The 13,642-nt window shown below is 54.8% G+C and carries 10 protein-coding genes and 1 pseudogene; 6 read left to right on the top strand and 5 right to left on the bottom strand.

All coding sequences use genetic code 11. The features are described 5' to 3' along the window. Window positions 1–45 precede the first annotated feature (45 nt). Window positions 46–1,553, bottom strand: a pseudogene (gene putP, locus EHN07_RS02140) (sodium/proline symporter PutP). A gap of 375 nt (window positions 1,554–1,928) precedes the next feature. Here putP and putA point away from each other — a divergent pair. Next, on the top strand, window positions 1,929–5,888 hold the full coding sequence (gene putA / locus EHN07_RS02145) for a trifunctional transcriptional regulator/proline dehydrogenase/L-glutamate gamma-semialdehyde dehydrogenase (RefSeq protein WP_124022576.1): 3,960 nt from the start codon (window positions 1,929–1,931) through the stop codon (window positions 5,886–5,888). Window positions 5,889–5,944: 56 nt separating this feature from the next. Beyond that, window positions 5,945–6,337 carry a lysozyme inhibitor LprI family protein gene (locus EHN07_RS02150; RefSeq protein ID WP_124022577.1) on the top strand — a complete coding sequence of 131 codons (393 nt, stop codon included), beginning with the start codon at window positions 5,945–5,947 and terminating at the stop codon, window positions 6,335–6,337. Here EHN07_RS02150 and rutR read toward each other — a convergent pair. The 3 genes from rutR to EHN07_RS02165 form a co-directional block, all read right to left on the bottom strand. Continuing rightward, on the bottom strand, window positions 6,334–6,978 hold the full coding sequence (gene rutR, locus EHN07_RS02155; protein ID WP_124022584.1) for an HTH-type transcriptional regulator RutR: 645 nt from the start codon (window positions 6,976–6,978) through the stop codon (window positions 6,334–6,336). The genes EHN07_RS02150 and rutR overlap by 4 nt on opposite strands. 8 nt (window positions 6,979–6,986) lie before the next feature. Further along, complete coding sequence (locus EHN07_RS02160) at window positions 6,987–7,922, bottom strand: DMT family transporter (RefSeq protein ID WP_124022578.1); 936 nt, start codon at window positions 7,920–7,922, stop codon at window positions 6,987–6,989. Window positions 7,923–8,090: 168 nt separating this feature from the next. After that, window positions 8,091–8,267, bottom strand: coding sequence for a con-10 family general stress protein (locus tag EHN07_RS02165; RefSeq protein WP_034456279.1), 177 nt, complete (start codon window positions 8,265–8,267; stop codon window positions 8,091–8,093). Window positions 8,268–8,658: 391 nt separating this feature from the next. Between EHN07_RS02165 and wrbA the strand changes: the two genes are divergently transcribed. The 3 genes from wrbA (at window position 8,659) to EHN07_RS02180 (ending at window position 11,211) form a co-directional block, all read left to right on the top strand. After that, window positions 8,659–9,255 (top strand): NAD(P)H:quinone oxidoreductase, encoded by a 597-nt coding sequence (gene wrbA, locus EHN07_RS02170; RefSeq protein WP_124022579.1) that lies wholly within the window; start codon window positions 8,659–8,661, stop codon window positions 9,253–9,255. Between the two features lie 25 nt (window positions 9,256–9,280). Beyond that, window positions 9,281–9,508: a YccJ family protein gene (locus tag EHN07_RS02175; protein ID WP_124022580.1), complete on the top strand. Its 228-nt coding sequence runs from the start codon at window positions 9,281–9,283 to the stop codon at window positions 9,506–9,508. A gap of 518 nt (window positions 9,509–10,026) precedes the next feature. After that, window positions 10,027–11,211 (top strand): OmpP1/FadL family transporter, encoded by a 1,185-nt coding sequence (locus EHN07_RS02180; RefSeq protein WP_124022581.1) that lies wholly within the window; start codon window positions 10,027–10,029, stop codon window positions 11,209–11,211. Window positions 11,212–11,297: 86 nt separating this feature from the next. Here the strand turns inward: EHN07_RS02180 and EHN07_RS02185 are convergent, their stop codons facing one another. Beyond that, window positions 11,298–12,233: a LysR family transcriptional regulator gene (locus EHN07_RS02185; protein ID WP_124022582.1), complete on the bottom strand. Its 936-nt coding sequence runs from the start codon at window positions 12,231–12,233 to the stop codon at window positions 11,298–11,300. Window positions 12,234–12,327: 94 nt separating this feature from the next. On the opposite strand from EHN07_RS02185, the gene EHN07_RS02190 reads away from it, so the two are divergent. After that, complete coding sequence (locus EHN07_RS02190; RefSeq protein ID WP_124022583.1) at window positions 12,328–13,545, top strand: MFS transporter; 1,218 nt, start codon at window positions 12,328–12,330, stop codon at window positions 13,543–13,545. Window positions 13,546–13,642: the final 97 nt, after the last annotated feature.

The raw sequence follows: 13,642 nt of genomic DNA on the forward strand, positions 1-13,642 counted from the left end.
AAATCAATTTATTGATTTCGTCCGCAGAACGAACGGTATGCGAAATTATTCAGATTGCAGCTTTGTTGGGGGCGCCGCGTGGTAAATCTCATCCGCCTGCGCAAAACGCTGCTGCATTGCGGCACCCGGTGCTTTACCAAGCAGGCTAACCACCACAATACCGATGCTGCCAAAGATAAACCCGGGAATGATTTCGTACAGCCCCAGCCAGCCGAACTGTTTCCAGACAATAACCGTCACGGCGCCGATGATCATCCCCGCCAAGGCGCCATTACGTGTCATGCGCGACCACATCACCGAGAAGAGTACCACCGGGCCAAACGCTGCGCCGAAACCGGCCCACGCATAGCTCACCAGGCCTAATACGCGGTTTTCGGGGTTTGCCGCCAGCGCAATGGCGATCAGTGCCACCAGCAGCACCATAAAGCGCCCGACCCACACCAGCTCTTTCTGCCCGGCATCTTTACGGAAGAAGGCTTTGTACAAGTCTTCGGTAATCGCGCTTGAGCACACCAGCAGCTGGCAGCTCAGGGTGGACATCACCGCCGCCAGAATAGCGGAAAGCAAGATGCCCGCAATCCATGGGTTAAACAGCAGCTGCGCCAGCTCAATAAATACGCGTTCGCCGTTCTGATTGACCGCGCCCGCCAGCGCTGGGTTATTGGAGAAGTAAGCAATACCAAAGAAGCCCACCGCACAGGCTCCCGCGAGGCACAGAATCATCCACGTCATACTGATGCGCCGCGCTTTAACGATGGTGTGATGCGAGTCCGCCGCCATGAATCGCGCCAGAATATGCGGCTGGCCAAAGTACCCAAGGCCCCAGCCCATCAGCGAAATAATCGCCACGAAATTCAGGCCCTTGAGCATATCGACGTTTTCAATACTTTTTTGTTTGATAACCGCCATCGAATCATCGAACCCGCCGACCGCAATCACCACCATGATTGGCGTGAGGATCAGGGCGAAAATCATCAGGCTCGCCTGCACGGTATCGGTCCAGCTCACCGCGAGGAATCCGCCGACGAAGGTATAAAGGATCGTTGCCGCAGCCCCCGCCCACAGTGCGTTTCGTAGCTCATGCCGAAGGTGCTTTCGAACAGACGCGCCCCTGCCACGATGCCAGAAGCACAATAAATGGTGAAGAACAGCAAAATCACCAACGCCGAGATAATACGCAGGATGCGACTCTTATCTTCAAAACGCCCGGTGAAATAATCCGGCAGCGTCAGCGCATTGTTGTTCACTTCGGTGTGAACACGCAGACGGCCCGCAACTAGTTTCCAGTTGATGTACGCGCCCACGGTCAGGCCGATGGCAATCCAGCTTTCCGAAATACCGGAAAGGAAGATCGCGCCCGGCAGGCCCATCAGCAACCAGCCGCTCATGTCGGATGCGCCTGCTGATAATGCGGTGACGACGCTTCCCAGGCTGCGACCGCCCAGAATGTAGTCATCAAAGTTTTTGGTTGAACGCCAGGCGATAAACCCAATCAATATCATGCCAAAGATATAGATAAAGAAAGTCACCAGCATTGGTGTACTCATGTTCATGCAAGTTCTCCGTTATCGCCATGCCGGAACGCGACATGGCTTATTTAATAATTTCTCACCGCAACGATTTAACACGTTATTCACAATAAATTCACCGTACAAAAAATAGCTTTTTGCAGGAGGTTGCACTCGCTCACGTTTTTCACGGTTGCACCGCAAGAAAATGTTAACTCCATCGGTGTAATCACCCGATCTGTCCTTAACCAGCCAGCCCGTCTTCTGATTCTTGATTTAACAACTCACTCTTTTTTCAGCTTGTAACTCAGCTCACATTTAACAAGGTTGCACAAAGTTGCAACATGATAGATATTGCCAGCTAATTTCTATCAACCCTGTTATTCGTTACCCGCCCTCATGGGTATCTGGAGCTGGAGCATGGCGACTACTATGGGCGTTAAACTTGACGACGCCACCCGCGAGCGTATTAAACAAGCCGCATCACGCATTGACCGTACCCCACACTGGCTGATTAAACAGGCGATCTTTAACTACCTCGAACGCCTGGAAAATAACGACGAATTGCCAGAACTTCCCGCGCTGCTGGCGGGTGCCGCCAACGAAAGCGAAGAAGCCGCCCCGCAGCCTGAAGAAACGCACCAGCCGTTCCTCGATTTTGCCGAGCAAATCCTGCCGCAGTCCGTAACGCGCGCGGCCATCACTGCCGCCTGGCGCCGCCCGGAAACCGATGCGGTGCCGATGATCCTTGAGCAGGCTCGTCTCTCCCCGGCTATCGCCGAACAAACCCACAGGCTGGCTTATCAACTCGCCGATAAATTGCGCAATCAGAAGAGTGCGACAGGCCGGGCGGGCATGGTACAGGGTTTATTGCAGGAATTTTCACTTTCTTCACAGGAAGGTGTGGCATTAATGTGCCTGGCCGAAGCGTTACTGCGTATTCCCGACAAAGCCACGCGCGATGCGTTAATCCGCGACAAAATCAGCAACGGCAACTGGCACTCGCATATTGGCCGCAGCCCATCGTTATTTGTCAACGCGGCAACCTGGGGCTTATTGTTCACCGGCCGCCTGGTTTCCACCCATAACGAAGCCAGCCTTTCGCATTCGCTTAACCGCATCATCAGCAAAAGCGGCGAGCCGTTAATCCGCAAAGGTGTGGATATGGCGATGCGCCTGATGGGCGAGCAGTTTGTGACCGGTGAAACCATCTCCGAAGCGCTGGCCAACGCCCGTAAACTGGAAGAAAAAGGTTTCCGCTACTCCTACGATATGTTGGGCGAAGCCGCACTCACCGCCGCCGACGCGCAGGCATACATGGTTTCTTACCAGCAGGCGATCCACGCGATTGGTAAAGCCTCAAATGGCCGCGGCATTTATGAAGGGCCGGGGATCTCCATCAAACTGTCGGCTCTGCACCCGCGCTACAGCCGCGCGCAGTACGACCGCGTGATGGAAGAACTGTACCCGCGTTTGAAATCCTTAACCCTGCTGGCGCGCCAGTACGACGTGGGGATTAATATCGACGCCGAAGAGGCTGACCGCCTGGAAATCTCCCTCGACCTGCTGGAAAAACTCTGCTTTGAGCCTGAACTGGCTGGCTGGAACGGGATTGGCTTTGTGATTCAGGCCTACCAAAAACGCTGCCCGTTGGTGATTGATTACCTGGTTGATCTCGCCTCCCGCAGCCGTCGCCGCCTGATGATTCGCCTGGTGAAGGGCGCATACTGGGATAGCGAAATTAAACGCGCGCAAATGGACGGCCTTGAAGGTTATCCGGTTTATACGCGCAAGGTTTACACCGATATCTCTTATCTCGCCTGCGCCAAAAAGCTGCTGGCCGTGCCAAACCTGATTTACCCGCAGTTTGCAACACACAACGCCCACACGCTGGCGGCTATTTACAACCTGGCGGGGCAAAACTACTACCCCGGCCAGTATGAATTCCAGTGCCTGCACGGCATGGGCGAGCCGCTTTATGACCAGGTGGTTGGCAAAATTGCCGAGGGCAAACTTAACCGCCCTTGCCGTATTTATGCGCCGGTCGGTACCCACGAAACGCTGCTGGCGTACCTGGTACGCCGCCTGCTGGAAAACGGCGCGAACACCTCGTTTGTTAACCGTATTGCCGATAACACCTTACCCCTTGATGAGCTGGTTGCAGACCCGGTCACCGCTATCGAAGGGATCGCGGCCAAAGAGGGCCAGCTCGGCTTACCGCATCCCAAAATCCCGCTGCCGAAAGAGCTGTACGGCGCCAACCGCACCAACTCCAGCGGGCTGGATCTGGCCAATGAACACCGCCTGGCGTCGCTCTCTTCCGCCCTGCTCAATAGTGCCGCGCAAAAATGGCAGGCGCTGCCCATTCTGGAACATGCGGTGGCCGCAGGCGAGCTGGCGGTGGTGAAAAACCCGGCCGAGCCAACCGACATTGTAGGCTTTACTCGTGAAGCCACCCGGGATGAAGTTTCACTGGCGTTAGAAAGCGCGGTAAATAACGCGCCAATCTGGTTCGCCACCCCACCGCAAGAACGCGCCGCGATCCTCGAACGTGCGGCAGTGCTGATGGAAGGCCAGATGCAGCAGCTGATTGGCATTCTGGTGCGTGAGGCCGGTAAAACCTTCAGCAACGCGATTGCCGAAGTGCGTGAAGCGGTGGATTTCCTGCACTACTATGCAGGACAGGTACGTGATGATTTCGACAACGAAACGCATCGTCCTCTCGGTCCGGTAGTGTGTATCAGCCCGTGGAACTTCCCGCTGGCCATCTTCACCGGTCAGATTGCTGCCGCCCTTGCCGCAGGCAACAGCGTGCTGGCAAAACCGGCAGAACAAACGCCGTTGATTGCCGCACAGGGTATTCATATTTTACTGGAAGCCGGGGTACCGGCGGGCGTGGTGCAGCTGCTGCCAGGCCGTGGTGAAACGGTGGGCGCTCAGCTGACGGGCGATTCACGCGTGCGCGGCGTGATGTTTACCGGATCGACCGAAGTTGCCACGCTGCTGCAGCGTAACATTGCAGATCGCCTTGATCCACAAGGTCGCCCAACGCCGCTGATTGCCGAAACTGGCGGTCTGAACGCGATGATTGTCGATTCTTCGGCGCTTACCGAACAGGTAGTAGTGGATGTCGTGGCATCAGCATTTGATAGCGCAGGCCAGCGCTGTTCTGCCTTACGCGTGTTGTGTATTCAGGAAGATGTCGCCGAGCATACGCTGCAAATGCTGCGCGGTGCCATGGCGGAATGCCGCATGGGCAACCCGGGCCGCCTGACCACCGACATCGGCCCGGTGATTGACGCTGAGGCAAAAGAGAATATTGAGCAGCACATTCAGACGCTGCGCGCTAAAGGCCGCAAAGTATTCCAGGCCGCGCGTGATAACAGCGTTGATGCCAAAGAGTGGAACAGCGGCACCTTTGTCGCACCGACGCTGATTGAGCTGGAAAGCTTTGATGAGATGCAAAAAGAGGTGTTTGGCCCGGTGCTGCACGTGGTGCGCTACAGCCGCAGCAACCTGCAGGCGCTGATTAACCAAATCAACGCCGCCGGTTATGGCCTGACGCTTGGCGTCCACACGCGTATCGACGAAACCATTGCCCAGGTGACCGGCTCGGCCCATGTCGGCAATATGTACGTCAACCGCAATATGGTTGGCGCGGTAGTGGGTGTGCAGCCGTTTGGCGGCGAAGGTTTATCCGGCACCGGGCCGAAAGCCGGTGGCCCGCTCTATCTGTATCGCCTGCTGGCAAACCGCCCGGACAGCGCGCTGCAAACCACCTTCAACCGCCAGGATGCCGAACTGCCGGTGGATACCACGCTGAAAGCCAGCCTTCAGGAAGCTCACCAGGCGCTGGCACAATGGGCGGTGAAAAAAGGTGAGCTACCCGCAACTTGCGCACGCTTCGCACATCTGGCACAAAGCGGCACCCTGCGTCAGCTGCCGGGGCCAACGGGCGAGCGCAACACGTATGCGTTAATGCCGCGTGAGCGCGTGTTATGTCTCGCAGATAACGAGCAAGACGCGTTAGTGCAGCTGGCGGCGGTGACAAGTGTGGGCAGCCGCGCCTTGTGGGCTGAAGACAAGCTACACCGAGAGCTGGCAAAATCGCTGCCTGCGCTGGTGCAAAAACAGATCGACTTCGCGAAAGAAGATGCGCTGTTAAGTCAGCCGTTTGACGCGGTGATTTACCACGGCGATTCCGATCAGCTGCGCACGCTGTGTGAAAAAGTAGCGGCGCGCGATGGCGCGATTGTTTCGGTACAGGGCTTTGCTCGCGGCGAAACCAACCTGTTGCTGGAGCGTTTGTACGTTGAGCGTTCGCTGAGCGTGAACACCGCAGCCGCAGGCGGCAACGCCAGCCTGATGACAATCGGCTAAGTTTTCACTACGCTAAACTGGCTCCTGCGCGGAGCCTTTTTATTCGAGGAATGAAGATGAAACGCGTTTGTTTACTGATGACGGGCATGTTGCTAAGTGCAAACGTTCTGGCCGATAGCTGCGACCCGGCAACTTCGCAGGCCGGGCTTAACGAGTGCGCCAGTAACGAATATAAAAAGCAGGATGAGTTACTTAATCAGGCTTACAAAGAGGCGATAAAAATCGCCTCTGATACCCAGAAAACCCAGCTCAAAGCGGCGCAAAATGCGTGGATTGCTTATCGCGACGCCGACTGTGCATTCTTAACATCTGGCGCTGAGGGCGCATCCATCGCCCCCATGGTGCACGCTCAATGCATGACGGACAAAACCCGCGAACGCGCTGAGCTGCTCAAAAGTACGCTCAGCTGCGAAGAAGGTGACGTAAGCTGTGTTTTCCCGCCGCGTTAACGTACCCGAATCCCTTCGATAATCATCCGCTGCACATTTTCCACCGTGCGGCGGAAAAAATCTTCGTCGCTTAAATTACTGCCCGCCACGGCCTCAACCTGGCTTGCAAAATCGGCGTAGTGCTGAGTAGTGGCCCACAGCATGAAAATCAAATGGTGCGGCTCCACCGCTGCCAGTTTCCCGCTTGCGACCCAACCGGCAATAATGGCGGATTTCTCATCCACCAGCGCTTTCAAATCCCCGCTTAACTCCTCTTTAAGCAACGGTGCGCCTTGTAACATCTCAAGACAGAACAAACGTGAGGCCTGCGGATAATCGCGGGAAACTTCCAGCTTCAGGCGGATATATTCGCTTATTGCCACCAGCGGCTGTAAATCTTCACGAAATGCCCGCAGCGGTGCCAGCCAGATATCCAGGATCTGTTTTAGCACCGCGACGTAGAGCGCCTCTTTCGACGGGTAATAATAGAGCAGATTGGTTTTTGATACTGCCGCGCGCTCCGCCACCTGTTCGATACTGGTACCATGAATGCCGTACTGGGAGAAGAACTCCAGCCCGGCGGCCAGAATCGCCTGCCTTTTCGCCGCCACGGCCTGAGAGCGCCGCCCGGTCTCTTTCGTTGCTGCCGCACCCTGTGCCAGTGGTTTCATCAAGATTCCTGACGTGGTAATTCATGCTCTGACACCGCTAAAGGTGCCGGTTTCTTCTTACGTTTAAGTTTTAACTCGCTCACCAGTACGCCCAGCACGATCAACGCGCCGCCCAGCAATGCCAGCATCGGTAATCTTTCTCCGGCGATACGGCCAAAAATACCCGCCCACACTGGTTCGCCGCTGTAAATGACGGTGGCACGGGTTGGCGAAACGCTGCGCTGCGCCCAGTTCATGGTGACCTGAATAATGGCGCTGAAAATCCCCAGCCCTAACGCAATCCCCAACAGGCTTGGGGTTAAGGGCGGCACGCGTTCACCCGCCGGAAGCATCGCGGTGAAAGCCACAATCGAGGCGGTGGCAAGCTGCACGACGGTGACGCGCTTAATATCGACTTTGCCCGCCCACGCGCCGATGAGAATAATTTCTGCGGCAATCGCCAGCGCGCTAATCAGCGTAATGATTTCACCGGCGCCGAGCGTGAGCGAAGTACCATCAGGCCCGGCAAGGAAAACCAAACCGATAAATGCCAGCGCCACGCCAACCCACGACATAATGCCCGGCATTCTACCCAGACAGATCCACTGCAACACGGGCACCAGCGGGACATACATAGCGGTAATAAATGCCGATTTACTGCTGGCGATAGTCTGCAAACCCCAGGTCTGCATGCTGTAGCCGAGGGCAATGGAAACGCCAATCAACACCCCGGCCTTTACTTCAAGCCAGGTCAGGCCGCGCATTGATTTTATCGCCAGCAGCGCCACTGCGAGAGCGGCAGTTGCAAAACGTAAACCGACGAAAAAGAACGGCCCGCTCATGGTCATGGCATATTGTACCGCAAGGAAAGTCCCACCCCAGAACATGGTGATAAGGATCAGGATCGCTTCTTGTGGCTTGATGGAAAGTTGATAACGGCGCAATAGGGCTGACATGAAAGTACCAGGATAAAGCGGGATCTATAAGGGAGGTACTAGTTTGCGGGTAGGTATCAATCACTGCAAGTGAAAGGCAAAATAAACCGCCGGTAAAAACCGGCGGCCGGGAGTGTCAGCAGGCTGTCAAAATATCATCAGACAACTCAACCTGTTGCGCGAGCCTGGCTACTTACTACTGCCTTTGCCATGACTATTTTTACCCCCTTTCTGGCCTGCTTCTGAGGCACGCTGCGGGTCATTTTTGAAGTTCCCCCCGCTGTGCTGGCCACCTTTACGACCTGCTTCTGATGCTCTTTCACGGTCTTCAGCGAAATTACCTGACCCACCACGATGGTTTGCCATTTCTAACCTCCAGATTGGTGAAATAGTTAAGTCATCATACTATATTCGGTCAAAGAAAATTCTTTCACCTCGTGGCTTAACTCAACGTCACTTAACGTTGCCACGTGCTTATAAGCTTAGTGCAATCAGGATAACCGGCCAGCCACAGGTAATATCTTGCAACATGTAATCACCAAAGCGGGTGATTTTATCGCCGCTTAATACATAAGACTTTCTTATTTTTAGTGAAATAGTCACCGCACGAAAATGTGACTTAATGCGACATAATCCGCGGTGAAGGAGGAATTTAATCCTGGTCAAGGAAAGCGCACGCCGGTTTGCACTCTGGGCCACAGCACATATCTTTAAATGAGTGCGGCAATCGCTGCGTCAATGGAAAGGAGTGAAGTAAATGGCTAAAGTTCTGGTGCTTTATTACTCAATGTACGGACACATCGAAACCATGGCACGCGCTGTGGCAGAAGGTGCAAAAAAAGTTGATGGCGTAGAGGTGACCGTGAAGCGAGTCCCGGAAACAATGCCAGCAGACGCCTTCCAGAAAGCTGGGGGTAAGACGCAAGATACCCCGCAAGCCACTCCCCAGGAGCTTGCCGATTACGACGCAATTATTTTTGGCACGCCTACCCGCTTTGGCAATATGTCCGGCCAGATGCGAACCTTCCTCGATCAAACCGGTGGCTTATGGGCATCGGGCGGTTTACACGGCAAGCTGGCCAGCGTGTTTAGTTCCACGGGCACCGGCGGCGGCCAGGAGCACACGATCTCTTCAACGTGGACAACGCTTGCCCATCACGGAATGGTGATTGTTCCAATCGGCTATGCTGCGCAAGAGTTGTTTGATATCTCGCAGGTTCGCGGCGGCACGCCTTATGGCGCAACCACTATCGCCGGTGCCGATGGGTCACGCCAGCCGAGTCAGGATGAACTCTCGATTGCTCGCTACCAGGGTGAGTATGTGGCGGGTCTGGCAGTGAAACTCAACGGTTAAATCGCGTTAAATACTGGAGGAGAACATGCAGAATCAACAATCAAAAATTCATCATGTGGGTGAATGGGCCAGTTTGAGAAACACTTCTCCTGAAATAGCGGAGGCTATTTTTGAAGTGGCAAATTACGATGAAAAAATGGCTGAGAAAATTTGGGAAAATGGCAGCGACGAGGTGCTGTTATTGGCATTTAAAAAAACCGATAAAGATTCGCTATTTTGGGGCGAGCAAACCATCGAGCGAAAAAACGTTTAGCTCACGCTCCCCCGTCGGCGACGGGGGAGCGTCACGATTTCCCTCTGATTTATTATCCGATCTCACACCGGGTAAACTTTTCCTTCCGGCAATAACATTTCACTCCGTTCAGTCACCATTAATCTGATGCGTGACGCGCAGTGTTGCCTGAACTTCCGCGCCGCTGCTGCAAATTGGCGAAAGCGCCTTTCTGCTGCTACAAATTGTAATGTCCAGCCAGAATGCACGCTAGCAAACCGTTCATTATGCAACCGATTTATTACTGATGCGGTTATACGAGTCGTGACAATAAAACACATTATCTCTGCCAGGGGTTGAGTAGTATTGCCTCCCCATCCATCCGATTGCGATGGCGATGGCTTAACATCGCAGTCGGATGGATCAAGATGGCTTATTAGCACGGAGATAATCATGAAGCAGAGAGTATTCCCCGTCACTTTGCCTGCTCTGGCAAAGAGAACGGCAGGTAGGCTGGATACATCAACAATAAATATCAATAAGAGTAAGGCTGCAGGCACATGAAAAAAATCGCCATAATATGCTCTGGTTTGTTGTTTTCTACATTTTCACACGCAAGCGCGCTCTATTTTTATGAAATCGGTACTGAAGATACCGCGCTGGCCGGAGCCGGTCAGGCCGCACGCGCTCAGGATGCCTCCACCATTGTCACTAACCCCGCCGGGATGACGCGTCTACCGGACAGGATGATTACCGGTGGCCTGCAGGCATTAGGCGGAAATATTGACTATCAGCTGGATAATTCAGCACGCCAGAGCCCTGGCAATGTGATGAAGGTGATGCCGAACGCCAGTGGCTTCTACAGTCAAAAAATCAATGACGATCTGTACGCCGGGATCGGGCTATATGGTAATTACGGTCTCGGCATTGATTTTGGCCACTGGGCTGGCGATCGTCTGATTAAGAAAAGCACGTTAATGGCGATGACCCTCAGCCCCTCTCTGGCCTATAAGCTCAGCGACCGCGTCTCTCTCGGCGCCTCTGCCAATATTAACTACGGTTTTTTGTCATTGACCCGTCATGTCGACGGTGTCGATGAGAAACAAAAAGATCATGACTGGGCAATGGGCTACCGCCTTGGTTTACTGATGCAGTTGACCGACCAGACCCGTGCGGGTGTCACCTGGAACAGTAAAACCGAATACGACTTTACTCTCGACGGCAAAGCCCGTTTGCCGAACCTGCCAAATGTGCAATACGATCTGCCGATCGGCGCACAGGTTAATGCGCCGCAGCAGCTGATGTTAAGCCTGGTACATGACATTAACAAACAGTGGTCGGTCATGGGCGATTTGGGCTGGCAGGACTGGAGCCAGTTTGGCGCACCGCAGATTACCGTGGTCGGCCAGCAGATTAATAATAGTAGCCGGATGAAGGATACCTGGCATACCGCGCTGGGCGTGCAGTACCGCCCAACAGAACTGTGGCGGCTGAATGCCGGTGTCGCCTTTGATAGCACACCGTATCGGGATCAAGGCGATGTGGCGATGACGCTCCCAACCGGGGACGAATGGCGTTTTGCAACGGGGGCGCAGTACCAGCTGACTCCGGCGAGCAATATTGGTTTCGCCGTTGAGTATCTGCATATGCAGTCTTCCAAAGTGCAGTCGCCGGAGGCGCTGCAGGGGCGCTATGATCACCCTTATCTCTGGTTCACCAGCGTTAACTACAGCTACCAGTTCTAACTTTGCGCCCGGGTTTGGTTCCATGCTATTCAGTTAGCCAAACCCGTATTTTCCAAATATCGCCCGTAAAGGCAGTAGCGAACTATTCAGCGCGCAGAGCGCGTTCCGGTAAGGCCCGGCATGACCTCTTTCATTAGCTCAATAAATTTGCGCAAGCGCGCCGGGTAATAGCTCGCGTAAGGATAAAGCAGATAGATGGGCAGCGGTGCTGCCTGCCAGTCCGGTAAAACATGCTGCAATCTCCCCTGCTCCAGATCCTCTTTCACCACCCATGAAGAAACCATTCCAACCCCCAGCCCGTTGATCGCCGCCTTGCGTACCGCATACAGGCTATCGGTGCTTAGCCTTGGCGTAATAGCAAAGCGAAAGGGTTCACCGTTGGCTATCTGATTTAACGTCACTTCATTGCGATAGAAGCTACTCAGCGCCACCCACGGCAGCTGCGCCAAATCACCGGGCTGATTGAGCACCCCGTGGCAGCCAAGCAGCGAAGGGGCCGCCACCACAATACGCGGCACTTCAGCCAGCAAAACGGCAACGACGGAAGGATCGGTAATGGCTCCGACGTGAATCGCGCAATCAATGCCTTCGGGGATAAAGTCTGGCGAACGATCGTTAAGGATCCATTCGATATTAATTTGCGGATAACGCCGCAGGTATTCCCCAAGCGGCTCGATAAGCTGATCCTGCCCAAAAGCATGGGGGGCCCGAACTCGTAATACACCTGCAGGCTCGTCCCGCACGCCGCTGACCTCATCTTCCAGAAGCTGCCAGTTTTCAATCAGCCGCCGCGCATGCTGATAACAGCGCTCGCCATCGTCGGTTAGCTTCATGCTGTGGGTGGTGCGCTGGATCAGCTTAACGCCCAGCATCTGCTCGAGACTTTGCAGGCGTCGGCTGATGGTGGGCTGGGTGGTATCCATCTGCACGGCGGCCGCGGAAAGGCTGCCGCTTTCAACGATACGCACGAAGGTTTGCAAAATGGCTATACGGTCGCCAGCGAAAATAAAGTTTTTTCTCATGCGCTAAGTGTATAACAGTTTTACGCCATCAGGGGCTACAACCTGAGGCGAATAACGATAAAAATGGCCGCACACAAACTTACTGGAGCGCGCCATGAGCCAGCTTTCCGCCGTTATCCCACCTGCTACCGACAGTAAACTGTCTGGCACCATTGTTTTTCTCCTCGCCCTTGGCGCGGGTCTGAGCGTGGCCTCAATCTATTACAGCCAGCCGATGCTCGGGATTATCGGCAGCACCTTTCATGCCCGGGTGGGGGACGTTGGCCTGGTGCCGACACTTACGCAAATTGGTTATGCGCTCGGCATTTTATTGCTCGCCCCGCTGGGCGACCGTTTTGACCGCCGCCGTATCATCCTGATTAAAGGTACTCTGCTTTCACTCGCGCTTCTGCTGTGTGGATTCGCCTCTTCGTGGCATGTACTGCTGCTCAGCAGCCTGGCGATAGGCCTGGTTGCGACGGTGGCACAAGACATTATTCCTGCCGCCGCAACGCTTGCTTCTGCTAACAAGCGGGGAAAAATTGTTGGTATGGTGATGACCGGGCTGCTGGCAGGTATTCTGCTGTCGCGCGTTTTTAGTGGCTTCGTGGCGGAGTTTCTGGGCTGGCGCAGCGTTTATGCCATTGCAGCCGCGGGCGTCTGGATCGTCACACTGACCCTCTGGTACATACTGCCCACGTTCAAGCCGGAAACGACGCTGCGCTACCCTGCTCTGCTGCGTTCACTGGGCAAACTGTGGATGGAGTATTCCGCTCTGCGCCGTGCCGCTCTGGCACAGGGGCTACTATCAATTGCCTTCAGCGCCTTCTGGTCAACGCTGGCGATTATGCTCGCAGAGCGCTTCCAGTTTGGTAGTGCGGTAGCCGGCGCGTTTGGCCTGGCAGGGGCTGCGGGGGCACTGGCAGCCCCACTCGCGGGTTCACTTGCCGACCGCCGCGGCGCAAATTTTGTGACCAAAATAGCTGCGGCGCTGGTCGTTATCTCCTTTGCGTTGATGTTTATTCTGCCGCTGCTGCCCGTCCCGGCCCAGCTGACGGTCATCGTTATCAGCGCGATTGGTTTTGATCTCGGCATTCAGGCTTCGCTGGTGGCGCATCAGACTATTGTTTATGCGCTTAACCCGGCAGCCCGCAGCCGCCTGAATGCCATTATGTTTACGGTGATATTTATTGGAATGGCGGCTGGTGCCACGCTGGGCAGTAAAGCGCTGGAAATATTCGGCTGGACGGGAATGGTTGGGCTGGCAACTTTTGCTGCACTCTGTGGGCTGCTGATTCGTTTAACGACGCGCCCTGAGCTGAGTGAGAAATAGAGGCTTCCAGCGTTGACTTGCAGAAGAACAGAAAGCAGAAACGAAAAAGCCCCAGCTTATTGCTAAGCTGGGGCCTGAATGTTGGCGGAAGCGCAGA

Source organism: Buttiauxella warmboldiae (assembly GCF_003818135.1).
Taxonomy (GTDB): domain Bacteria; phylum Pseudomonadota; class Gammaproteobacteria; order Enterobacterales; family Enterobacteriaceae; genus Buttiauxella; species Buttiauxella warmboldiae.

Coding starts and splice junctions, on each gene's coding strand:
- putA (WP_124022576.1), top strand. CDS start 1,929: ATGGCGACTACTATGGGCGTTAAACTTGACGACGCCACCCGCGAGCGT.
- EHN07_RS02150 (WP_124022577.1), top strand. CDS start 5,945: ATGAAACGCGTTTGTTTACTGATGACGGGCATGTTGCTAAGTGCAAAC.
- EHN07_RS02160 (WP_124022578.1), bottom strand. CDS start 7,922: ATGTCAGCCCTATTGCGCCGTTATCAACTTTCCATCAAGCCACAAGAA.
- EHN07_RS02165 (WP_034456279.1), bottom strand. CDS start 8,267: ATGGCAAACCATCGTGGTGGGTCAGGTAATTTCGCTGAAGACCGTGAA.
- wrbA (WP_124022579.1), top strand. CDS start 8,659: ATGGCTAAAGTTCTGGTGCTTTATTACTCAATGTACGGACACATCGAA.
- EHN07_RS02175 (WP_124022580.1), top strand. CDS start 9,281: ATGCAGAATCAACAATCAAAAATTCATCATGTGGGTGAATGGGCCAGT.
- EHN07_RS02180 (WP_124022581.1), top strand. CDS start 10,027: ATGAAAAAAATCGCCATAATATGCTCTGGTTTGTTGTTTTCTACATTT.
- EHN07_RS02185 (WP_124022582.1), bottom strand. CDS start 12,233: ATGAGAAAAAACTTTATTTTCGCTGGCGACCGTATAGCCATTTTGCAA.
- EHN07_RS02190 (WP_124022583.1), top strand. CDS start 12,328: ATGAGCCAGCTTTCCGCCGTTATCCCACCTGCTACCGACAGTAAACTG.